The organism is Micromonospora sp. CA-248212, assembly GCF_050948405.1.
GTDB lineage: Bacteria > Actinomycetota > Actinomycetes > Mycobacteriales > Micromonosporaceae > Micromonospora.
Genome location: NZ_CP192023.1, coordinates 5,908,523 through 5,930,463 on the forward strand (window position 1 = coordinate 5,908,523; position 21,941 = coordinate 5,930,463).

Annotated in this window: 18 protein-coding genes and 1 pseudogene; 9 read left to right on the forward strand and 10 right to left on the reverse strand. The window is 71.8% G+C overall.

The window, feature by feature from the left end; genetic code table 11:
* Positions 1 to 3: 3 nt before the first annotated feature.
* From ACQP03_RS27735 to ACQP03_RS27750, 4 genes are read right to left on the reverse strand one after another with little or no spacing between them, the layout of a single operon-like run.
* Complete coding sequence (locus ACQP03_RS27735) at positions 4 to 1,485, reverse strand: 2-hydroxymuconic semialdehyde dehydrogenase (protein ID WP_433461221.1); 1,482 nt, start codon at positions 1,483 to 1,485, stop codon at positions 4 to 6.
* A gap of 23 nt (positions 1,486 to 1,508) precedes the next feature.
* Positions 1,509 to 2,846, reverse strand: coding sequence for an FAD-dependent oxidoreductase (locus ACQP03_RS27740; protein ID WP_357174764.1), 1,338 nt, complete (start codon positions 2,844 to 2,846; stop codon positions 1,509 to 1,511).
* Positions 2,843 to 4,123, reverse strand: a complete 1,281-nt coding sequence (gene kynU / locus ACQP03_RS27745) for a kynureninase (protein WP_433459022.1) — start codon at positions 4,121 to 4,123, stop codon at positions 2,843 to 2,845. The genes ACQP03_RS27740 and kynU overlap by 4 nt, the downstream gene beginning before the upstream one ends.
* Positions 4,124 to 4,137: 14 nt before the next feature.
* Complete coding sequence (locus ACQP03_RS27750; RefSeq protein ID WP_357133588.1) at positions 4,138 to 5,040, reverse strand: tryptophan 2,3-dioxygenase; 903 nt, start codon at positions 5,038 to 5,040, stop codon at positions 4,138 to 4,140.
* A 146-nt stretch (positions 5,041 to 5,186) separates the two neighbouring features.
* Here ACQP03_RS27750 and ACQP03_RS27755 point away from each other — a divergent pair, with 146 nt between their 5' ends.
* From ACQP03_RS27755 to ACQP03_RS27765, 3 genes are all read left to right on the forward strand, one after another.
* The gene (locus tag ACQP03_RS27755) at positions 5,187 to 5,624 is read left to right on the forward strand and encodes an Lrp/AsnC family transcriptional regulator (RefSeq protein WP_357174755.1); all 438 of its coding nucleotides are present in this window, start codon (positions 5,187 to 5,189) and stop codon (positions 5,622 to 5,624) included.
* A gap of 397 nt (positions 5,625 to 6,021) precedes the next feature.
* Positions 6,022 to 6,495: a hypothetical protein gene (locus ACQP03_RS27760; protein ID WP_357174817.1), complete on the forward strand. Its 474-nt coding sequence runs from the start codon at positions 6,022 to 6,024 to the stop codon at positions 6,493 to 6,495.
* Between the two features lie 135 nt (positions 6,496 to 6,630).
* Positions 6,631 to 7,407 carry a class F sortase gene (locus tag ACQP03_RS27765; RefSeq protein ID WP_396833078.1) on the forward strand — a complete coding sequence of 259 codons (777 nt, stop codon included), beginning with the start codon at positions 6,631 to 6,633 and terminating at the stop codon, positions 7,405 to 7,407.
* Here the strand turns inward: ACQP03_RS27765 and ACQP03_RS27770 are convergent.
* On the reverse strand, positions 7,353 to 8,132 hold the full coding sequence (locus ACQP03_RS27770) for a TioE family transcriptional regulator (RefSeq protein WP_357133592.1): 780 nt from the start codon (positions 8,130 to 8,132) through the stop codon (positions 7,353 to 7,355). The genes ACQP03_RS27765 and ACQP03_RS27770 overlap by 55 nt on opposite strands.
* A 54-nt stretch (positions 8,133 to 8,186) precedes the next feature.
* Here ACQP03_RS27770 and ACQP03_RS27775 point away from each other — a divergent pair, with 54 nt between their 5' ends.
* Positions 8,187 to 9,773, forward strand: a complete 1,587-nt coding sequence (locus ACQP03_RS27775) for a DUF6194 family protein (protein WP_433459025.1) — start codon at positions 8,187 to 8,189, stop codon at positions 9,771 to 9,773.
* A gap of 68 nt (positions 9,774 to 9,841) precedes the next feature.
* Here the strand turns inward: ACQP03_RS27775 and ACQP03_RS27780 are convergent, their stop codons facing one another.
* Positions 9,842 to 10,378, reverse strand: a complete 537-nt coding sequence (locus ACQP03_RS27780) for an HNH endonuclease (RefSeq protein WP_357133596.1) — start codon at positions 10,376 to 10,378, stop codon at positions 9,842 to 9,844.
* 267 nt (positions 10,379 to 10,645) lie between these two features.
* Between ACQP03_RS27780 and ACQP03_RS27785 the strand changes: the two genes are divergently transcribed.
* From ACQP03_RS27785 to ACQP03_RS27795, 3 genes are all read left to right on the forward strand, one after another.
* Entirely contained in the window at positions 10,646 to 11,704 is a 1,059-nt protein-coding gene (locus ACQP03_RS27785; protein ID WP_396833077.1) for a mechanosensitive ion channel family protein, read from the forward strand.
* 236 nt (positions 11,705 to 11,940) lie between these two features.
* Positions 11,941 to 13,320, forward strand: coding sequence for an MFS transporter (locus tag ACQP03_RS27790; protein WP_357133600.1), 1,380 nt, complete (start codon positions 11,941 to 11,943; stop codon positions 13,318 to 13,320).
* A gap of 66 nt (positions 13,321 to 13,386) precedes the next feature.
* The gene (locus ACQP03_RS27795; RefSeq protein WP_357133602.1) at positions 13,387 to 13,818 is read left to right on the forward strand and encodes a globin; all 432 of its coding nucleotides are present in this window, start codon (positions 13,387 to 13,389) and stop codon (positions 13,816 to 13,818) included.
* A gap of 36 nt (positions 13,819 to 13,854) precedes the next feature.
* Here ACQP03_RS27795 and ACQP03_RS27800 read toward each other — a convergent pair whose 3' ends face one another.
* The 4 genes and pseudogenes from ACQP03_RS27800 to ettA form a co-directional block, all read right to left on the reverse strand.
* Positions 13,855 to 14,439 carry a YbjN domain-containing protein gene (locus ACQP03_RS27800; RefSeq protein ID WP_357133604.1) on the reverse strand — a complete coding sequence of 195 codons (585 nt, stop codon included), beginning with the start codon at positions 14,437 to 14,439 and terminating at the stop codon, positions 13,855 to 13,857.
* Positions 14,440 to 14,571: 132 nt separating this feature from the next.
* Positions 14,572 to 15,287, reverse strand: a pseudogene (locus ACQP03_RS27805) (hypothetical protein).
* The gene (locus ACQP03_RS27810; RefSeq protein ID WP_357395260.1) at positions 15,284 to 15,730 is read right to left on the reverse strand and encodes an acyl-CoA thioesterase; all 447 of its coding nucleotides are present in this window, start codon (positions 15,728 to 15,730) and stop codon (positions 15,284 to 15,286) included. Before ACQP03_RS27810 ends, ACQP03_RS27805 begins: the two are co-directional and overlap by 4 nt.
* Positions 15,723 to 17,399, reverse strand: a complete 1,677-nt coding sequence (ettA, locus tag ACQP03_RS27815; protein ID WP_357133610.1) for an energy-dependent translational throttle protein EttA — start codon at positions 17,397 to 17,399, stop codon at positions 15,723 to 15,725. The genes ACQP03_RS27810 and ettA overlap by 8 nt, the downstream gene beginning before the upstream one ends.
* Positions 17,400 to 17,728: 329 nt before the next feature.
* Between ettA and ACQP03_RS27820 the strand changes: the two genes are divergently transcribed.
* Both ACQP03_RS27820 and otsB read left to right on the forward strand, forming a co-directional pair.
* Positions 17,729 to 19,129 (forward strand): alpha,alpha-trehalose-phosphate synthase (UDP-forming), encoded by a 1,401-nt coding sequence (locus ACQP03_RS27820; protein ID WP_355052272.1) that lies wholly within the window; start codon positions 17,729 to 17,731, stop codon positions 19,127 to 19,129.
* A 41-nt stretch (positions 19,130 to 19,170) separates the two neighbouring features.
* Entirely contained in the window at positions 19,171 to 21,732 is a 2,562-nt protein-coding gene (gene otsB, locus ACQP03_RS27825; RefSeq protein WP_357133688.1) for a trehalose-phosphatase, read from the forward strand.
* Positions 21,733 to 21,941 lie beyond the last annotated feature (209 nt).

The following is a 21,941-nucleotide window of genomic DNA, read 5'->3' on the forward strand; positions in this document are numbered from 1 at the left end:
CGGTCACGACAGGTCCACGCAGACGTTTGTGAGTTCGGAGTAGAAGTCCAGCGAGTGCACGCCGCCCTCCCGACCGATGCCGGACGCCTTCACCCCGCCGAACGGGGTTCGCAGATCCCGCAGGAACCAGGTGTTGACCCAGACGATGCCGGCGTCCAGCCGCGCCCCGGCCCGGTGCGCGACACCGACGTCCCGGGTCCACACCGTCGCCGCCAGGCCATAGTCGGTGCCGTTGGCCAGGGCGTACGCCTCGTCCTCGGTGTCGAACGGCGCGACGTGCACCACCGGGCCGAAGATCTCCTCCCGGTTGGTGCGGGCGTCCGCGCCCAGCCCGGCGAGCACCGTCGGCTGCACGTACGAGCCGCCGTCGCGGGCGTCGCCGAAGGTGGGCGTACCGCCGCCGGTCAGCACCTCGGCGCCCTCGGACCGGGCCAGTTCGTACGCGCCGAGCACCTTGGCCCGGTGCTGCGGGGAGATGAGCGGCATGGTGGCGGTGGCCTCGTCGGTCGGCCAGCCGTACGCCAGCTCGCCGGCCCGCTTCGCCAGCCGGGCGGTGAACTCCTCGAAGACCGGCCGCTGCACGTAGAGGCGCTCGGTGCAGAGGCACACCTGACCGCCGTTGGTGAAGCTGGACCGCACCGACCCGGCGACCGCCGCGTCCAGGTCGGCGTCGGCGAAGACCAGGCCGGCGTTCTTGCCGCCCAACTCGAAGCTGACGGCCTTCACCCCGTCGGCGGCGGCCCGCATGATCGCGCCGCCGGTGGCCGACTCGCCCGTGAAGGTGATCGCGTCCACGCCCGGGTGGCGGGTCAGGAACTCCCCCGCCGAGTCCGGACCGAAGCCGTGCACGAGGTTGAACACGCCCTCGGGCACACCGGCGGCGGCCATCACCTCGGCCAGCACCGTCGCCGAGGCGGGTGTCTCCTCGCTGGGCTTGACCACCACGGCGTTGCCGCAGGCCAGCGCCGGGGCGACCTTCCAGGTGAGCAGCAGCAGCGGCAGGTTCCACGGCACGATGACCGCGACCACGCCGACCGGCTTGCGGACCGCGTAGTTGAGGGCCCGGCCACCGGTCGGGGTGACCGTGGTGAACGACTCGGTGGGTGCGGTCGCCACGATCTCGGCGAACGCCCGGAAGTTCGCCGCGCCGCGCGGAATGTCCAGCGTACGGGCCTGGGCGATGGACTTTCCGGTGTCGGCGACCTCGGCGGTGACCAGGTCGTCGAAGCGGCGTTCCAGCTCGTCGGCGACCCGCCGGAGCACCTCGGCGCGCTCGCGCTCGCCCATCCGGCCCCACGGCCCGCGCAGCGCCGCACGGGCGGCGGCCACCGCGTCGTCCACGGTGGACCGCGACGCCTCCGCCACCTCGAAGACCGGCTCCCCGGTCACCGGGCTGACCTTGGTGAACGTCGACCCCGCGTCGACGAACTCACCGCCCACGAAGTTGCGCAGGCGCGGCGGCCCGGCCGGCGCGTGGCCGGTCATCAACGTCAGGTCCCAGAGGTTCGTCACGCGCGCCTCCCTCGGTTGAGCACCGCCGTGATCGTCCCGGCCAGCAGCAGCGCCGCCCCACCGGCGACCGCGCCGAGCACCCGGTGCTGCCGGCGCACCCGGCGGCGCACCTCGGCGTACGGGGTGGTGGAGAAGGACACCAGCTCGTACTGCGAAACGTACCGGCCGGGCAGGGCCCGTTCCAGCGCGTGCTCCACCCGCCTGCGGGTCTGGAACACCGGTGACGCCACCTTGTCGCGCATCTCCACGAAGTTGGTCAACGCCATCTGCGCGATGGCCTCCGCGTTCTCCTGCCGGCGACGTTGGAACAGCGGCAGCGCCGCCGACCACTCGTCGGCGCACTCGTCGAGGCAGCGGTCCAGCTCGACGACGTCCTCGAAGGCGCAGTTCGCGCCCTGGCCGTAGAACGGCACGATGGCGTGCGCGGCGTCGCCGATCAGACCGACGGTGCCGTTGACCTGCCAGGGCGTGCTGCGGACCGTGCCCAGCACCCCCACCGGATTGTGCTGGTAGTCGTCCACCAGGGCCGGGGCCAGGGGAACCACGTCCGGGTACCGCTCGGCGAAGTGCGCCCGGATGGCGGCCGGGTTGTCCAGGGCCGCGAAGCTGCCGACGCCCTCGTTGGGCCAGAACAGCGTGCAGGTGAAGGAGCGGTCCGGGTTCGGCAACGCGATCATCATCGACGTGCCGCGCGGCCAGATGTGCAGGGCGTCCGGGTCGAGGGCGAAGTCCCCGCCCAGCGGCGGGATCGTCAGCTCCTTGTAGCCGTAGTCGAGGAAGTCCACGCTTTCGCTCAGCAGCCCGTGCGCCAGGAGCTGCCCGCGTACGGCGGAGCCCGCGCCGTCCGCGCCCAGCACCACGGAAGCCTTGGCCGCGACCGGGCCCTGCGGGGTCTCGAAGCTCAACGAGCCGTCGGTCGGGTCGAGTCCGACGAGACGGTGGTCGAAGACGACCCGTACCCCGGGCAGCGCGGTCGCGGCGTCCAGCAGGGCGTTGTTCAGCGCGCCCCGGCTGATCGAGTTGATCGCCCGGTCGCCGGCCGCGCTGTACGACTGGAACTGCGGCTCCCCCTCGACCGGGTGGATCATCCGGCCGCGCATCGGCAGCGCGTCGGCCATCACCTGCTCGGCCAGGCCGATCCGGCGCAGCGCGTCCAGCCCGCGCTCGGAGAGCGCCAGGTTGATCGAGCGTCCCCGCTCGGCCGTTCCGGTGCGCGGGTCCGGCCGCCGCTCGTACAGGGCCACCGGGTAGCCCCGCCGGGCCAGGAAGCAGGCGGCCAGGCACCCGGCCAGGCCGGCGCCGATGATCGCGACCTCGTCCCGCCGGGCGGTCATGGGTTCACCCGTCCCACCGTGGCCTCCAGTGCGGCGGCGGCTCGCCAACAGTCGAGGTACGTCGAGTAGAGCGGCACCGGGGCGAAGCGGACCACATCCGGCTCCCGGGCATCGGCGATGACGCCGTGTTCGTACCGTAGGCGTTTGGTCAGCTCGGCGGCGTTGCCGGCGCCGACGCGGACCGAGAGCTGGCAGCCCCGGCGGGCCTCCTCGCGCGGGGTGACCACCCGCAGCGGCCGGTCGGCGGTGACCTCGTCGAGCAGCGACTCCAGCCAGCCGGTGAGGCGCAGGCTGCGGGCGCGCAGCGCCGGCATGCCGACCGCGTCGAACAGCTCCAGCGAGGTACGCACCGGACCCATCGCGAAGATCGGCGGGTTGGAGATCTGCCACGCCTCCACGGTGGACGGTGGGCGGGACACCGGCGTCATCTCGAACCGGGTGGCCGCCGCGGTGCTCCACCAGCCCTCGAAGCGCGGCAGGTCCGCATCGCCGAGGTGCCGCTCGTGCACGAAGACGCCGGCCAACGCCCCGGGACCGGAGTTCAGGTACTTGTACGAGCACCAGGCCGCGAAGTCGACATCCCAGTCGTGCAGCGCGAGGGGCACGTTACCGACCGCGTGGGCGAGATCCCAGCCGACCACCGCGCCGGCCGCGCGGCCAGCGGCCGTGATCGCCGGGATGTCCAGCAGCTCACCGGTCAGGTAGTTGACGCCGCCGAGCAGCACCAACGCCACCCGGTCGCCCTCGGCGGCCAGGTAGTCGGCGATGTCCTCGGTGCGCAGCGCGTCCTCGCCGGGGCGGGGGCGCAGCCGGACCACCGTGTCGTCCGGGTCCAGGCCGTGGAACCGGGCCTGGCTGCGCACCGCGTAGCTGTCCGAGGGGAAGGCGCTGTCCTCGATGACGATGCGGGTACGCGCGCCGGCCGGGCGGTAGAAGCTGACCATCAGCAGGTGCAGGTTGACGGTGAGCGAGTTCATCACCACGGCCTCCGCGGGCCGGGCGCCGACCAGTCGCGCGGCCGGGCCGGTCAACAGCTCGTGGTACGGCAACCAGGCGCGCTCGGCCTCCAGGTGCCCCTCGACGCCGAGCCGCCCCCAGGCGTCCAGGTCGGCGAGGAGCTCGTCGCGGGTGGCCCGGGGCTGCAGACCGAGCGAGTTGCCGGCCAGGTACGCCGATTCGGGGTGGAGACCGCCGTCGGCGGGCGGCACGTGGAAGAGGCGCCGGTGACCCGGGTCGGCCTCGTCGAGGCGGTGCGCCTCGTCAACAGGAATGTGCATGTCTCGCTCTCCGGTCACATCGCGGTGCGGGCCGACCACAGCTCCGGGAAGACCACCCGGGCCATGCTCCGTTGCAGCCACGCCAGGCCGGCGGAACCGCCGCTGCCGACCTTCGCGCCCATCGTCCGCTGCACCGCCTTGACGTGGTTCCAGCGCCAGTCGCCGAACTCCTCGGCGACACCGCTGAGCGCCTCGCCGAGCAGCCGCAGGTGATTGTCGGGGCCGTTGTCGGCGTAGATCCGCACCCAGGCGGCCTCGACCTGCGGCTGCGGGTCGTGTTCGACCGCCACGTCGCGGTCCAACAACTCGGTTGGGATGTCGAATCCACGCCGGGCCAACAGCGCGACGACATCGTCCCAGAGGCTCGGGGCGGCCATCGCCGCGCTGAGCGCGGCGTGCACCTCGGCCTGCCGACGGAACGGGCGGATCAGCGCCGGGTCGCGCAGCCCGAGCAGGAACTCGAGGTGCCGGTACATCGCGGACTGGAAGCCGCTGCCCTCGCCGAGCAGGTTGCGGAACCGGTTGAAGTCGGCCGGGGTCATCCAGCGCAGGCCCTGCCAGGCGGCGTTCAACCCCTCCAGGTGCAGGGTGGCCCGGCGCAGCGGGGCCAGCGCGTCCCAGATCTGGTCGGCGCGCACCAGGCGCTGGGTCTCGCGCAGTTCGTGGCAGGTCAGTCCGAAGTACAGCTCCATGATCTGGCTGACCATGAGGAACGACATCTCGCCGGGGTCGTCGCTGAGAGGTTGCTGCAACTGGTGCAGCGCGCTGGCCCGCACGTAGGCGTCGTACGGCACCAGGTCGGCGAACTCGAGAGTCGGCTCACCGCCGTTGCGTGCGGCGCGGGCCGCCCGTTGTCGCGGGGTCACCGGTCGCACCGTGGCGACGCGGTTCGAGGCCCGCCGCTCCGTCGATTCCACCAGTCGTCTCCCTTCCCCGAACTGCCGACGTCATGATCTCGCGGTGGGATCGGCGTACGGAATGCCGGATCAACGGGACTTGCCGTCCTGACCTGACGAACGGAAGGCAGCTAGGCGAATCTGGTTCACGAAAGTAAGGTTCGAGCGTGGACGACATGGACTGGGCGCTGCTGCGCGAGTTGCAGGCCGACTCCCGACTCTCCTTCAGCGAGTTGTCCCGCCGGGTGCACCTGTCCCCACCGGCGGTCGCCGAGCGGGTCCGCCGGCTCGAGGAGACCGGCGTGATCACCGGCTACCACGCCCACGTCGACCTGACCCGGGCCGGTCGTACGGTGGTCGCCCTGATCCGGATGTCCTGCTACGGGGCGCGCTGCATCCTGCACGACCCCGAGGTGTCCAACTGGCCGGAGATCCTGGAGATCCACCGGATCACCGGTGACGCGTGCAGCATGCTCAAGGTGGCCGCCGGCTCGATCGGGGACTTCGAGGCCGTCATCGACCGCCTGGCCCCGTACGGCCAACCATCGAGCACCATGGTCCTGTCCTCCCCCCTACCCTGGCACCCCATAACCCCCCACCCCTAACCCCCCGCCCCCTCCCCACCCCCGCCCCCTCGTTCGCGATCTTGCACTTTCTGTCGTCGAAATACGAGGAATGCCCGGGTATGCGGCGACAGAAGGTGCAAGATCGCGGGACTCTCGGCGCATTCCCGGGTCGATCATGGAGTTGCGGTGGGTAGATGGTGATCAGATGCACCTTTTGCGGGGCACCACAACTCCATGATCGACGCGCGGGAGGGGGCGGGGCGGGGCGGGCGCGTGGGGGGGTGGGGGGCGGGGTGGGGGTGGGGTGGGTTTGCCTTTGGGGTGGGGGGAAAGCAGCGCGCGTGCCCAGGGGAGGGTTCCGGCGGTCGTCGCCGGTTGGGGGGAAATCATGCAGGGTCTTCGCACGATCAACCGCGCGCTCTCGTCCGCTCTGACACTGGTCGGACTCATCGGGGCGTTCGTCCTGCTGTCGGTCGCGCCGGCCCACGCGGGCGAGAACACCTTCGTCGAAGTGACACCGAACAGCGTCCCGGCGGGCAGCCGGGTCACGATCCGCGCGAGCTGCGACAACAACAACGATCGGCAGGCGAACGTACGCTCCGACGCGTTCGGGCACGTCATGCTCAGGCCGGACAACGGCTTCCTCAAGGGGGAGGTCACCGTTCCGGGCAACAAGGAGCCCGGTGACTACCAGGTCGACCTGCGCTGCCAGAACAACCAGACCGCGCAGACGATGCTGACCGTGCTCAACATGGCCTCGCCCAGCAAGGGGCCGGCGACCGGGGGCGGCGGGACCGCCGGCGGCCGGGGAACCGGCTCGGTCCTGGTCCTCGGCGGCGTGGCACTGGTGGCCGCCGCGGTCGCGCTCGGCATGATGGGCGGCCGGCGTCGGCCCGGAGCCGGCTCCTGACCCGGAGCTGCCATGACCCGCAGATCCGCGCGTACGCGGCCGGATGGCCCTGCCCGCTCCGCGCGTACGCGGCCGGATGGCCCTGCCCGCTCCGCGCGGTCGGACCGCACGGCCCGCGTCCGGGCCGCGAGGACGCTGCGCGCCGCCGGCCGGCTGGTGGCCCGGGCCTCGGGCCGGCTGCGGCGGGTCGCCGGGCAGGCGGTCTCCGCCAGTGTCGCCACCACCGACCCGGACGCGCGGCCGCTGCCGCCGCGCCGTCCCGGCGGGTCACCGTTGGCCCGGCGTCGGCTGGGCGGTACCGGTCCGGGGGTGCCGGTCCTGGTCATCGCCACGCTGATGGTGCTGATCGTGGCGATGCTCGGCGTCGAACGGGTGACCGGGGTGAGTCTGCTGCCGGACCGGATCAGCGCGGGCCTGCGGCCTCCGCCGAAGAAGTTCCCGGTGCTGCCGGCCAGCCCACCGACCGCCCTCGCCATCGACACGATCGACCTGCGGGCGCCGCTGCACGACGTGGGCATCGCCCCGGACGGCACCATCGCCGTGCCCGACGTGGCCCGCGCGCAGGAGGCCGGCTGGTACGACCAGGGCCCCACCCCGGGGCAGTACGGGCCGGCGGTGATCGTCGGGCACGTGGACACGACCACCGGGCCGGCCGTCTTCCACCGGCTACGGGAACTGCGCTCCGGCGACCGGGTCGACATCACCCGCGCCGACGGGCGGGTGGCGGTCTTCGAGGTGGATTCGGTGGAGCGGTTCAGCAAGGAACGGCTACCGGTGGACGAGGTGTACGGCGACTTCAGCCGTCCCAGCCTGCGACTGATCACCTGCGGCGGCCGGTGGGTGGGCGGTGAGACCGGCTACTCGGACAACCTGGTGGTCTTCGCCTCGCTGGTCGAGGCACGTGGCGGGTGACCTCCCGCGCCGTCGTCGAGGTACGCGGCGAGCCGGGCGGCCCCGGTGAGCATGGCCCGGCCGCGCTCGGTGAGTCGTCCGCGCCACTGGGTCAGTGACGCGGCCAGTGGTTCGGCGCCGCCGGCGTCCCGTACGCGACGCAGCACGTCGGCGATGTGGCTCAGCCGGTACCCGCCCCGGCGCAGCAGGTGCGCGAGTTCGGCGTCCCGGACGTCGTCGGGCGAGTAGACGCGGTGGCGGGTGGCCCGGTCGCGCTCCGGTCGCAGGATTCCGGCCGACTCCCACTTGCGCAGCGTCGCCGGTCGTACGCCGAGCCGGTGCGCGAGCACGCTGATCGGTACGGCCCGCCGGGTCTGCGGCGCGGGCTTCGTGGCGGTGAGCGTGCCGACCGCCACCTCGACCGCGTCCAGGGTCTCCCGGTCGCGTCGCAGCAGGCCGTGGCCGTCATCGATCGCCCGCAACGCGGTGTCGAGCTCGCCCCGGTTGACGGCGCGCATGATGTCACCGCCGGCCGCGTGACCGTGGCCCGCGACGAGGGCGAGGTAGGCGTCAAGTGCCCGGGCGTGCGTCTCGGTGAACCGACGGTACCCGCTGACGGTGCGCTCGGCCGGCGGCAGCACACCGTCGCGTTCGTAGTTGCGGACGGCCTGCGCCGACAGCCCGTGCCGCCGGGCGAGGTCGACCGGCCGGCGTACCCCTGGGTTTGAGGGTTTTGGGGTGACCACCGTGCTCTCCTGCTCTGAAGTCTCAACCGCTGGTTCAACGATACGGTCGATGCAATGACCACTGTTCTCGACCTGCTCGCCGGCTCACCGACCCTGCTCGCGATCGGCGAGCCGACGCACGGTGAATCCGCCTTCCTCCAGATCCGCAACGACACCTTCCTGACGCTGGCCGAGCACGGTTACCGCTCCATCGCCCTGGAGAGCGACCGGGCCGCCGGGCTGCTCGCCGACGAGTTCGTGGACGGCGGGCCCGTGCCGCTCGACCGCGCGCTCGCCGAGGGGTTCAGTCACGGCTTCGGCGCCGCCCCGGCCAACCGTGACCTGCTGCTGCGGATGCGGGAGTGGAACGCCGGACGACCCGCCGCGCAGCGCCTGCGGTTCCACGGTTTCGACGCGCCGCTGGAGATCGAGGGCGCCCCGAGCCCGCGCCGGCACCTGACGTTCGTCTGCGACTTTCTCGGCCTGGACCGGTCGGCGGAGATCGACGACCTGGTCGGGGACGAGGCCCGGTGGAGCGACACGGCCGCGGTGTGGGAGCCGGGCCGGTCCGTCGGACGCTCGACGGACGCCCACCGGCTGCGGGTCCTCGCCGACGACCTGCTGACCGAGCTGTTTCTCCAGGCGCACCGCCGGCCCGCGGGCTGGCGGGAGGCCCACGTGCACGCCATGTCCGCGGTCGCGTTGCTGCGGTACCACGCCGCCGCGGCGACCGACCTCGCGCCGGAGGAACGGTTCGCGCGCCTGGCCGGGGTCCGGGACGCGCTGATGGCCGAGAACCTGCTCGCGATCCGGGCGGTCGAGGCCGACCGGGGACCGACGCTGGTCTTCGCGCACAACACGCACCTGCGACGCCATCCGGCCACCATGACGATCGGTGGCGCGACGGTGTCGTGGGCCGGCGCTGGCGCGATCGTCGGAGCGCTGCTGGGCGAGCGGTACGCGGTGGTGGTCGGCGCCCTCGGCGCGAGCCCCGCGCTCGGCATCGACGCGCCCGCCGCGTCGACCTACGAGGGTCGGCTCCAGCGTCTGGGCGACCTCCCCGGGTACGTCCCGACGGCCGACATCGAGCCGGCCGAGCGCAGGACGCACGACTACCGCTACTTCCCGCTGGACCAGGCGACCATCGACAACGCCGAGGCGGTGCTGCATATCCCGACCGGCGTCGACGCGGCCGTGCTCGCCGAGCGGATCGGCGCGCTGCCCGGCGTCGAACAGGTGGTGGCGGGCGCGGAGAACGGATCACCGGAGGCCGCGTGGGGCGATCGCTTCTTCCACGTCGGGCCGGACCGCCGCCAACCGTTCGCCACCATCGTCGAGCACGACGTGCCCGGCTTCGACGAGGCCGGGCAGCTCGACCGCCCCGGCGTCTTCCGCCTCAACCTGGAGCTGGGCCGGGCCGAGTTCGAAAAGGCGTTCGGCTTCGCGCCGGCTGCCTTCGAGGAGCACCGGGAGGACTTCGACTACGCCCGGCTGGACACTCTCACGCCGCACCCGGGCTACGCGCTGTACGGCTTCGCCAGCATCGTGATGCCGGGTCCGCAGATGCTGCCCGAGGTCGACCGGCTTCTCGCCATCGCGCACCGGCGGGCGGTCGACCGGCACGAGCGCGCGACGCGCCGGGCCGCCGGCCAGCGGGACTGAGCCCGACGCCGGCCTGCCGTCCTGCACGGCGGGGCCCGCGGGTGCAGCCGGGCCCGCACGGGTACGGGTCAGGCCGCTGCTTCGGGCTCGCGCAGGTCGAGCCAGTCGGCCCAGCGCGGGTCCGGAGCGCGGTGCCCGAGGACCCGCCACGCGGTGCCCTTCGGCGCGGCCGGCAGGGCGTGCAGCCGCCAACCCAGCTCGGCCGGAGTCTTGTCGCCCTTGGTGTGGTTGCACCGCGCGCACGCGGCGACCACGTTCTCCCATGCGTGCCGGCCGCCCCGGCTGCGCGGGAAGACGTGGTCGATGGTCTCGGCCGGGCCCCGGCAGTAGGCGCACCGCCAACCGTCCCGGGCGAAGATCGCCCGGCGGGACAGCCCGACGTGGGTGCGGTAGGGCACCCGGACGAAGCGGGTCAGCCGCACGACCGATGGCACCGGCAGCGCGTCCCGGGCGCTGTGCAGGATGCCGTCGCCGTCGGCGACGCAGACGGCCTTGGAGGAGAGGACGAGGATCGCGGCGCGACGCACCGACACGACACACAGCGGCTCGTAGGTGGCGTTGAGAACCAGCGCGCCGGAGCCCACCGCGGGTCGTATGTCAGGCATCGCGATCACCCTCCCGGTTCAGCGGCTGCTGCGAACCTGCCGCCGACCGGAGTTGGGCACGAGGGCCCGCACCGTCGACGCCCGTTCGATCACCGACGTCCGTTGCGCCAATAGTCCCTGATCGGACCCCGGATTGCACGTACTAATCCGGGGTCGGATGTGAAGCTCTTTTCCGCACCTGTCACGATGGCCGGTTCGCCCCGGTCCGACCCGGCGCTCCGGCGCATCTCACCCGGCTGGTGGGTCGGCGGCGACCGGTCCGAGGTGTTGCGGTACGAAGACAGGGTGAGTGCCGCCAGCGTGACGCCCCTTGCCCTGCCCGACGTCGTGTCGGTGAACTGTCAGGGCAGCACCTCCTGCGAATGGATCTACGGGATCACCCGCTCGGCGTGGTTCGCCGAGGGCAGCTACTGGATCCTGCTCAAGCCACTGCGGGTCCTGCTGATCCTGGCGCTGGCGATGGTGGCGCGCTGGGCGCTGCACCGGACGATCAACCGGCTGGTCCGGACGACCACCGACGGCGCGGTGCCGACGATGCTGCGGCCGCTGCGCGAGCGGGTGCCGACCGCGGCGGTCGACCCGACCGAGTTCGTGCCGGAGCGGCGGCGGCAGCGGGCCGAGGCGATCGGCTCGGTGCTGCGCAGCCTGACCACGGCGTTCGTCTTCGGCATCGCGCTGTTGATGATCCTGCGCGAGTTCAGCTTCGACCTGGCGCCGCTGCTGGCCAGCGCCGGCATCGCCGGCGTCGCACTGGGCTTCGGCGCGCAGAGCCTGGTCAAGGACCTGATCGCCGGTCTCTTCATGCTCATCGAGGACCAGTACGGCGTGGGCGACAACGTCGACCTCGGCGAGGCGTCGGGCGTCGTGGAGTCGGTCGGGCTGCGCGTCACCACGGTCCGGGACGGACGTGGCGTGCTGTGGTACATCCGCAACGGCGAGATCATCCGGGTCGGCAACAAGAGCCAGGGCTGGGCGCTGGTGGTGGTGGACCTGCCGATCGGCTTCAGCGGCACGGAGGAGGCCAACGCGGTGCTGCGGACGGCCGCCGCGTCGGTGGCGGTGGACCCGGACCTGTCGCCGGAGATCGTGGAGGCGCCGGAGGTGCTGGGCGTCGAGCAGATGACGGTGGAGGGCGCCGTGATCCGAACGGTGGTCAAGACGACTGCCGACGGCCAGTTCGCGGTGGGCCGGGAACTGCGGCGCAGGTTGGCGGAGGCGCTGGAGAACTCGGGCATCACCGCGCAGATCGCCGCTGCCCGCAGCTATCCCGGCGTGCCGAGCCGGCCCTTGCCGGACGGTGAGACCGGTCAGGGCGGCGCCACCTGACCCGGTGAGAATGGCCGGCAATCCAGGGGTCGCGGTCCAGCCGGCCCCTGGAGTATCGTCCGTTCGTTCAGTCGGGGATGCGACGAACGATCCGTTCACCCTAGCTAGTCGTCGGACGATCGGGCAGAATCCCGAAGCACGCGTTCCCGCTGGAGCGCGGTCACATCCTCGCTGATCCGACAGATCTGACGAGTGTTCCCGGCCCGGCGGCCACAAGCAGCCGTGCCCGGGGGCCGATGGAGGCGACGGTGCCCGACGAGCGACCTTCCGCGGAAGGTCCGGCCACTTTTCGCGAAGTGTTTGCCCAACGTGAGTTCCGGGCTGTCTTCACCGCCGGGTCGCTGTCCTGGGTCGGTGACTACGTCGCCAGGGCCGCCGTGACCCTCCTCGTCTACCAGCAGACCAGGTCCGTCGCGCTCTCCGCCGCCGCGTTCGCGGTGAGCTACCTGCCGTGGCTGCTCGGTGGTCCGCTGCTCGCCGCGCTGGCCGAGCGGCACCCGTACCGGCGGGTGATGGTGGCGTGTGACGTCATCCGGATGGTGCTGATGGTGCTCATCGCCCTCCCTGGTCTGCCGGTCCCGGTGGTGCTGGTGCTCCTCTTCACCACCACGCTGGCCAACCCGCCCAGCCAGGCGGCGAAGTCGGCGCTGATGCCGCAGATCCTCACCGGAGACCGCCTGGTGGTCGGACTGTCGCTGAACGGCAGTATCGGGCAGGCCGCACAGGTCGTCGGGTACCTGTTCGGCGCCGCCGTCGCCTCGATCGACCCGACCGTCGCGCTGCTGTTCAACGCCGCGACCTTCGGCGTCTCGGCGCTGCTGCTGCGCTTCGGCGTCCGGAATCACGCCGCCGCGATAGCCACCGCCCACCGGGGCCACCTGCTGCGGGAGACCGCCGAGGGCTTCGGGATCGTCTTCCGTACGCCGGTGTTGCGGGCCATCGCGGTGCTGGTGTTCAGCGCGATGCTCTTCTCGATCGTCCCGGAAGGGCTGGCCGCCGCCTGGGCCAACGACGATGCCAGGAGCGGCATGGCCGCCGGTACCGCGCAGGCCGTCATCATGGTCGCCAGTCCGGTGGGCTTCATCCTCGGCGGGCTGCTGGTGAGCCGGTTGTGCGGCCCGGCCCGCCGGTTGGCCATGATGCGCCCGCTCGCGGTGCTCGCCCCGCTGGCGCTGGTGCCCGCGCTCTTCGATCCGCCACCGCTGGTGGTGGCGCTGCTGGCCGCCCTGTGTGGATTCGCGGTCGCCGGCATGCTCCCGATGGCCAACGGGCTGTTCGTCCGGGCCCTGCCGGCCGGGTTCCGGGCTCGCGCGTTCGGCGTGATGGCCACCGGTGTGCAGGTCATCCAGGGGATCGCCGTGCTGGTTACCGGGTTGCTCGCCGAACGGTTCCCCATCCCGGTGGTGGTCGGCCTCTGGAGCGCCGCCGGAGTGCTGCTGATGACTGTCGCCACCCTGCGCTGGCCGAGCCGGCAGACGATGGAGGAGGCGGTGGCGGCAGCCACGGCCGCCAACGTCGCGCAGGCCCGCGCGGCGGGCGACGTCGCCGTCAGCGGGACGACGGGGCTCACCGACCCCCGGGCAGCCGGAGGCCACCGTCGGCACGCGGTCACGTGATCCACGGGGTGAGCCGACGCACGGCCTCCGGGTCGGGTCCACGGCCGACGCACCTGGCAGGATGGAATGGTGAACCCCGCAGGTGAATCCGACCGTCCCGACGCGTCGATGACGCTCTTCGAAGCGGTCGGCGGCGAACCCACCTTCCGCCGGCTGGTGGACGAGTTCTACGTCGGCGTCGCCAGCGATCCGCTGCTGCGACCGATGTACCCGGAGGAGGACCTGGGCCCGGCGGCCGACCGGTTGACCCTGTTCCTGATGCAGTACTGGGGTGGGCCGAACACGTACTCCGCGCAGCGCGGTCACCCACGGCTGCGGATGCGGCACGCCCCGTTCCGGATCGGGGTGGCCGAGCGGGACGCCTGGCTGCGGCACATGCGCCAGGCGGTGGACCGGCTCGACCTGGAACCGCAGCTCGCCGTCGCCCTCTGGGACTACCTGGAGCGGGCCGCGTACTTCATGGTCAACGCCATGGAGGACCCGGCCGAGCGCGCCTGACGGCGCGCGCACCGGGCACCCGGGCCGCGGCCCGTCTCAGAGCAGCGCGCCCTCGTCGTGCAGCCAGTCCACGAAGCTGGTGGCCACGGCCGCGCCGCAGTCGAGCATCTCGACCAGCAGCGCGTCGTGCGTACCGGCGCCGAGGGGGACCTGCAGCTCGGCGTAGATCGGTAGCTGGCCGCGCTCGGTCGGATCACCGATGTACGCCTTGCAGAAGCGGCGGGTGTGGTTCCACTCGTTGACCACCCGGTAGGCCCGGTCGGCCCAGTCGGGCGGGACCGTGGCGTGCGGGCGGGCCCGCATCACCAGGATCTCGTCCTCCGGACCCTCAAGGGTCACCAGCACGGCGTGGCGCTCCCACATGGCCAGCAGGTTGCCGTCACCGTCGGCCAGGTAACGCACGTCGAGCAGGTCGAGTGCGTCACAGACCCGGCGCAGGCTCACCGGCTCGATGCTGGCCGCCATTTCGGCCAGTACGGGTCGGTCGCTGCCCGGGCAGTCGTCCCCCGGCTGGCGAGGACTCGGCGGCCCGACCCGGACCGCGCTCTCCACTGTGATCCCGCTTCGGGTTTCCGGATCACCGCCGTCGGCGGGACCGGGGCGCCATGACCACCACGGCATCGCTCGTCGCACCTCACTCCCCAGCGGATCCAGCCGCCTACGGTGCGTTGGATCCGAGGATGGACGGTACCCGGACAGCCGGGTTGAAGCACCCCCCCAACGACCCCACCGGCCCAGAAGAATGAAGGGGGGTCATCCGTTCGGACGAGTAGTGAGCGGAGTCACGGCGAGATCGGTGGCCTTCTGCAACCAGGCCGCTCCGTACGGTCCCACCAGGCCCACCCAACGGCCGGCGACCCTTACCCGCACCGCGGCGCGCGCCGCAGGGACGGCCGGCTCGTCGACCGCGCCGAGGAAGCCCATCCGGACCAGTCCCTGCACCAGTCGCTGCGGCACCTCGACCGGCGGGCCCGGCGGATCGTCCGGCGTGACCACCACCGCCACGTGGTCGAGCAGCGCGTCGCGCAGGACCCGCTGACCCACCGCGCGGCCCGCCACCCCTCGGCGCTCGCCGTACGCAGGGTGCCCGCCGCCGCGGCCGCGATCCGGCGCACCTCGACGCCGGGCAGCACCTCGACCGGCTCGCTGCGCGCCGGCGGCAGGGGCCAGCGCCACTGCGCGTCCCGGCGCTCCGGCAACGCGGTACCGCCGCGTCCCAGCTCGGCCAGCAGGTCGGCCGCGCCCACGGTGACGTCCCCGGCGGCGTCGCCGGCCACCGTGGAGGCGACCAGCACCTGCCACGGCAGCCGGGCCCACAGGACGACCCGCCCGGAAGCGCCGGCCGGCCGCAGCCGCACCGGCGCCGCCGGGTCCAGCCGGACCAGCCGGGCCAGGAAGGCGCCCGCGTCGGCCACGCCGGCCAGGCCGTGGCTGGACGCCGACGACGCCACCCGTTCCGGCCGCGTCACGATCCGCCGCCCTGCGGGGCGTACGTCAGCAGGAAGTCCCGCTCCTCGACGGTGATCCGCCGGGGCACCTGACGCGTCAGGTCGAACGGCACCAGCACCGAGCGGGCGCGACTGGCCAGCACCTCACCGTCGTACAGCTCGTAGGCGACGGTGAACCGGGACGCCCTGATCTCCTCCACCCACAGCTCGATGCGGACCGTGGGCGCGGACTCCGCGGTGGCCCGTCCGAGCGCGTAGTCGACCGGGCGCAGGTAGTCGACCTCGTGCCGGCGGATCACCACCCCGTCGGCGAACGAGCCCACTCCCCAGGCCCGGCCGCCGGCGAACATCAACGCCACCCGCGCCTCCTCGTACAGCGTGAGGAAGCGCGAGTTGTTGACGTGTCCGTACGCGTCCAGGTCGGACCAGCGCAGCGTGCAGTGGTAGACGAACCGGTCAGTCACGGGTCAGCTTGCGGTAGGTCACCCGGTGCGGTCGGGCGGCCTCCGCGCCGAGGCGGTCGATCTTGTTCTTCTCGTACGCCTCGAAGTTGCCCTCGAACCAGAACCACCTGGACGGGTCCTGGTCGTCGCCCTCCCAGGCCAGGATGTGCGTGGCGACCCGGTCCAGGAACATCCGGTCGTGAGAGATGACCACGGCGCAGCCGGGGAACTCCAGCAGGGCGTTCTCCAGGCTGGACAGCGTCTCCACGTCCAGGTCGTTCGTCGGCTCGTCGAGCAGGATGACGTTGCCGCCGATCTTGAGGGTCAGCGCCAGGTTGAGCCGGTTGCGCTCACCGCCGGAGAGCACCTTCGTCGGCTTCTGCTGATCCGGCCCCTTGAAGCCGAACGCCGCGATGTACGCCCGCGACGGCATCTCGACCTTGCCCACCATCAGGTAGTCCAGCCCGTCGGAGACGACCTCCCAGACGGTCTTGTCGCCGTTGAGGCCCTCGCGGTTCTGGTCGACGTACGACAGCGAGACCGTCTCGCCGACGCGCACCGAGCCGGCGGTCGGCTCCTCCAGCCCGACGATGGTCTTGAACAGCGTGGTCTTGCCGACGCCGTTGGGGCCGATGATGCCGACGATGCCGTTGCGCGGCAGCGAGAACGACAGGTTGTCGATCAGCAGCCGGTCACCGAAGCCCTTGCTGAGGTTCTGCGCCTCGATCACGGTGCTGCCCAGGCGCGGGCCCGGCGGGATCTGGATCTCTTCGAAGTCCAGCTTGCGGGTCTTCTCCGCCTCGGTGGCCATCTCGTCGTACCGGTCCAGGCGGGCCTTGGACTTGGTCTGCCGGGCCTTGGCGTTGGAGCGGACCCACTCCAACTCCTCGGTGAGGCGCTTCTTCATCTTGGCGTCGCGGCGGCCCTCGACGGCCAGCCGGGCGGCCTTCTTCTCCAGGTAGGTGGAGTAGTTGCCCTCGTACGGGTACGTCCGGCCACGGTCCAGCTCAAGGATCCAGTTGGCCACGTTGTCCAGGAAGTACCGGTCGTGCGTGATCGCCATGACGGTGCCGGCGTACTTCGCCAGGTGCTGCTCCAGCCAGGAGACGCTCTCCGCGTCCAGGTGGTTGGTGGGCTCGTCCAGCAGCAGCAGGTCGGGCGCCTCCAGCAGCAGCTTGCAGAGCGCGACCCGGCGGCGCTCACCACCGGAGAGCTGGGTCACGTCGGCGTCCGGCGGCGGGCAGCGCAGCGCGTCCATGGCCAGTTCGAGCTTGGAGTCGACGTCCCAGGCGTCGAGGTGATCAAGCTCTTCCTGGAGCTTGCCCATCTCCTCCATCAGCTCGTCGGAGTAGTCGGTCGCCATCTGCTCGGCGATCTTGTTGAACCGCTCCAGCTTGGCCTTGGTCTCGGCGACCGCCTCCTCGACGTTGCCGAGCACGGTCTTGGCCTCGTTGAGCGGGGGCTCCTGGGCGAGCATGCCGACGGTGTAGCCGGGCATGAGCCGGGCCTCGCCGTTGCTCGGCTTGTCCAGCCCTGCCATGATCTTGAGGAGGCTGGACTTACCGGCGCCGTTGGGGCCGAGCACACCGATCTTGGCCCCCGGCAGGAAGCTCAACGTGACGTTGTCGAGCACGACCTTGTCGCCGTGCGCCTTGCGCGCCTTTTCCAGGACGTAGATGTACTGGGCCACGGTGCGGGCTACCTCCGTCGGTTTGCTGTCGCCTGAGTGGGCGGCGCGGCGCGAGCTGAGACCTCCGCCCGCCGCCGCCGGCCGGGAGCCGGCCGCGCGCACGCCATCGTCAATCCTGACAGGTACGACGCGCTTCGCCCACATCACCCCGCCCCAGGAGTACGCCGGCGAGCGCGTCGACCTCTGACCGTCGGGCTGTCGACAAGATCACCTTCAGGATTCACCGCACACTGGGCGGGTAGGAGACTCCGGCACGGGGGCCCAGACACCGCAGCTACGCTCAGTACGCTCATCGCGGTGGACCCGTCAGTACCCGGAGGTGGCCGATCGTGACCGTCCGTAGCTCCTTTGTCGTAGTGGCGAACCGTCTGCCGGTCGACGAGGTGAGCACACCCGAGGGCCGGCAGTGGCGACGCAGCCCCGGCGGGCTCGTCACCGCGTTGCATCCCGTACTCGCCGAGCACCAGGGCACCTGGGTGGGCTGGGCCGGCGGCACCGGTGCCGCTCCCGAGCCGTTCGACCTGGAGGGCATCCGGCTGCACCCGGTCCCGTTGAGCGCAGAGGAGTTGGAGCGCTACTACGAGGGCCAGTCCAACGCGACGATCTGGCCGCTCTATCACGACGCGGTGGAGACACCGGCGTACAAGCGTCGCTGGCGTGAGGCGTACCGGCTGGTCAACGCCCGGTTCGCGGAGGCCGCAGCCGACGTCGCGGCCGAGGGCGCGACGGTCTGGGTGCAGGACTACCAGCTCCAACTGGTGCCGGCCATGCTCCGCGAGCTGCGCCCCGACCTGCGGATCGGCTTCTTCCTGCACATCCCGTTCCCGCCGATCGAGCTGTTCATGCAGATGCCGTTCCGTACCGAGCTGCTGCGCGGTCTGCTCGGCGCGGACCTGGTGGGCTTCCAGCAGCGGTTGGCCGCGCAGAACTTCGTCCGGCTGGCCCGGCACCTGCTCGGGCTCCGGTACGAGGGTCAGATGATCCAGGTCGACGGTCGGCAGGTGAAGGCGGGCGCCTTCCCCATCTCCATCGACACGCAGGAGATGGAGCGGATGGCGGCCGACCCGGCGATCCAGGCGCGGGCCAAGCAGATCCGCGCCGAACTGGGCGACCCGAAGACGATAATCCTGGGCGTGGACCGGCTCGACTACACCAAGGGCATCGAGTTGCGCCTGAAGGCGTTCCGCGAGTTGCTTGCTGACGGAAAGTTGACAGTTCCGGACGCCGTTATGGTGCAGGTGGCCACGCCGAGTCGCGAGCGCGTCGAGCACTACCAGGCACTTCGGGTCAAGGTGGAGCGCGAAGTTGGTCGGATTAATGGCGAATTCGGCCGAGTCGGCGTGCCGGCCGTGCATTACCTCCATCAGTCGTACAGTCGCAGTGAACTGGCCGCGATGTACGTTGCTGCGGACGTGATGATGGTGACCCCGCTGCGAGACGGCATGAATCTCGTGGCCAAGGAGTACGTCGCATCCCGTGCCGACCAGGGCGGTGCGCTCGTGCTCAGCGAGTTCGCTGGCGCCGCAACGGAGCTGCGCCAGGCATTCCTATGTAACCCGCACGACCCGGACGCGGTGAAGGACGCCCTGCTCCGGGCCGTGCACGTGGAGAAAACCGAGGCACGCCGCCGGATGCGGACAATGCAACGTCACCTGCGTACCCACGACGTGGGGCACTGGGCCAAGTCTTTCCTCTCCGAACTGGGAGTTTCCGAGGCGGAGGCCGCGTGAACACGGCCGTCAACGACGGAACGGCGATCGCCACCGGGGTGATGGACCCCGAACTGCGATCCGCCATCGGCCGGATCGCCCGGGTTCCGCAGCTCCTGATCGCCTGTGACTACGACGGCACACTCGCGCCGATCGTCGAGGATCCCAGCACCGCCGTACCGCTGCCCGAGTCGGTGGCCGCGATCCGCGCGCTCGCGGCGCTGCCGCAGACGAGCGTGGCCGTGGTCTCCGGTCGCGCCCTGCGCGACCTGGCCGCGCTCTCCCGGCTGCCCAGCGAGGTACACCTCGTCGGCAGTCACGGCTCCGAATTCGACATCGGCTTCGTCGAGCGCCTCTCCCCCGAGCTGGTCGCGGTCCGCACCCAGGTGCGCAACGCGCTGCGCGAGATCGCCGCCGAACACCCGGGCATCCGGCTCGAACGCAAGCCGGCCAGCGTCGCGGTGCACACCCGGGGCGTCGACCCGCAGGTCGCCGCCGCCGCCATCGAGGCCGTCCGCAACGGCCCGGCCGCCTTCGACGGCGTCACCGTGACGCAGGGCAAGGAGGTCATCGAGCTGTCCGTGGTGGCCACCCACAAGGGCACGGCCGTCGACCAGCTACGGACCCAGCTCTCGGCGAGCGCGGTGCTCTTCATCGGCGACGACGTCACCGATGAGAACGCCTTCGGCAACCTGCATGGGCCGGACCTCGGTATCAAGATCGGCCCAGGCGACACCAAGGCCAACTTCCGGGTGGCCGAGCCCATCGAGGCCGCCCGCGCGCTCGGGCTGCTGCTGGAGACCCGCCGGCACTGGCTGTTCGGCGAGCGGGCGGTGCCCATCGAGCGGCACTCGATGCTGGCCAACGGTCGTACCGTCGCCCTGCTCACCCCCGAGGCGAAGGTGAGCTGGCTCTGCCACCCCAAGCCGGACTCGGCGGCGATCTTCGCCGACCTGGTCGGCGGCAGCCCGGCCGGTCACTTCAGCATCGCCCCGGAGCGCGGCGGCATCCCGCTGGGCCAGCGCTACCGCTCCGGCACGATGACCGTCGAGACCCGGTGGTCCGGGCTCACCGTCACCGACTGGCTGGACAAGCCGGCCCGCGAGACGACGCCCGACGGTCCCGCCGTGGTCACCGGCGACTCGACCCTCGTCCGGGTCCTCAGCGGCAACGGGCGGGTCCGGGTGGAGTTCGCGCCGCGCCCCGAGTTCGGCCAGGTGGCCGTGCAGTTGCAGCCCGTCGGCGACGGCCTGCTGGTGCTCGGCTCGAACGAACCGGTCGCCCTCTACTCCCCCGGGGTCGAGTGGCAGGTCAACAACGACGGTGGGTACGAGACCGCCAAGGCGGTCGTCGACCTCTCCGCCGCTGGTGGGCAGGTCGTGCTGGAGCTGCGCTTCGGCACGCACAGCCTGGAGCACCACCGGGTGCCGATCCACGAGCGGCAGGCCGCTGCCGAGCAGCCGTGGAAGGACTGGGTGGCCTCGCTGCGGCTGCCGTCCACCTCCCGTGACCTGGTCGCGCGCAGCGCCCTCACCCTGCGCGGGCTCTGCCACGAGACGACCGGCTCGATCCTCGCCGCGGCCACCACCTCCCTGCCGGAGGAGCTGGGCGGCGTCCGCAACTGGGACTACCGCTACTGCTGGCTGCGCGACGCCGCGCTGACCGCCCGCGCGCTCGTCGACCTCGGCTCCATCGACGAGGCCGAGGCGTTCCTGCGCTGGGTGGACGGCTGCATCGAGCGCACCGGCGGCCACCCGGAGCGGCTGCACCCGCTCTACACCATCGACGGGTACGAGCTGGGCGCCGAGGCGGTCATCGACACGCTGCCCGGGTACGCCGGCTCCCGGCCGGTCCGGGTCGGCAACCTCGCCAACCACCAGCTCCAGCTCGACGTGTTCGGCCCCATCGCCGACCTGATCGCGGCCGTCGCCGACGCGCGCGGCTCGGTCCGCGACGACGAGTGGCGGGTCCTGGAGAACATGGTCGAGGCGGTCCGCCGCCGCTGGCACGAGCCCGACCACGGCATCTGGGAGGCGCGGCTGCCACCCCGGCACCACGTCTTCTCGAAGGTGATGTGCTGGATGACCGTCGACCGGGCGCTGCACGTGATGCGTCAGCACGGCGGCGAAGACCGGCCCGAGTGGACGGACCTGCGCGACCGGATCGGCGCGAACGTGCTGGAGCACGGCTGGCACGACGACGTCGAGGCGTACAGCGTCGCGTACGGGGACGAGGACATGGACGCCTCGTCGCTCTGGATCGGCCTCTCCGGCCTGCTCCCGGGTGACGACCCGCGCTTCCTGTCCACGGTCCTGAAGATCGAGGCGGACCTGCGCAGCGGCCCGGTCGTCTACCGGTACCACTGGGACGACGGCCTGCCCGGCCGCGAGGGCGGCTTCCACATCTGCACGGCGTGGCTGATCGAGGCGTACCTGCGCACCGGCCGCCGCACCGACGCGGAGGAGCTGTTCGCGCAGATGGTGCTGACCGCCGGCCCGACCGGCCTGCTCCCCGAGCAGTACGACCCGCTCGCCGAGCGCGGCCTGGGCAACCACCCGCAGGCGTACAGCCACCTCGGGCTGATCCGCTGTGCCCTGCTGCTGGACAACATGCTCAAGCAGTAACGACAGCACGTACGACGGGGCCGGGAGCGCTGACGCTCCCGGCCCCGTCGTCACGTGGCACCACCTCGCCGATCATGGCGCCGTGGTGGGCAACAAAACGCCGGTAAGGCACCAACCCGGGCACCACAACTCCATGATCGCCGCATCCGGACTACCCTGCTCGCCGATCTTGCACTTCCTGTCCCGACACAAGGGACATATCACGCATG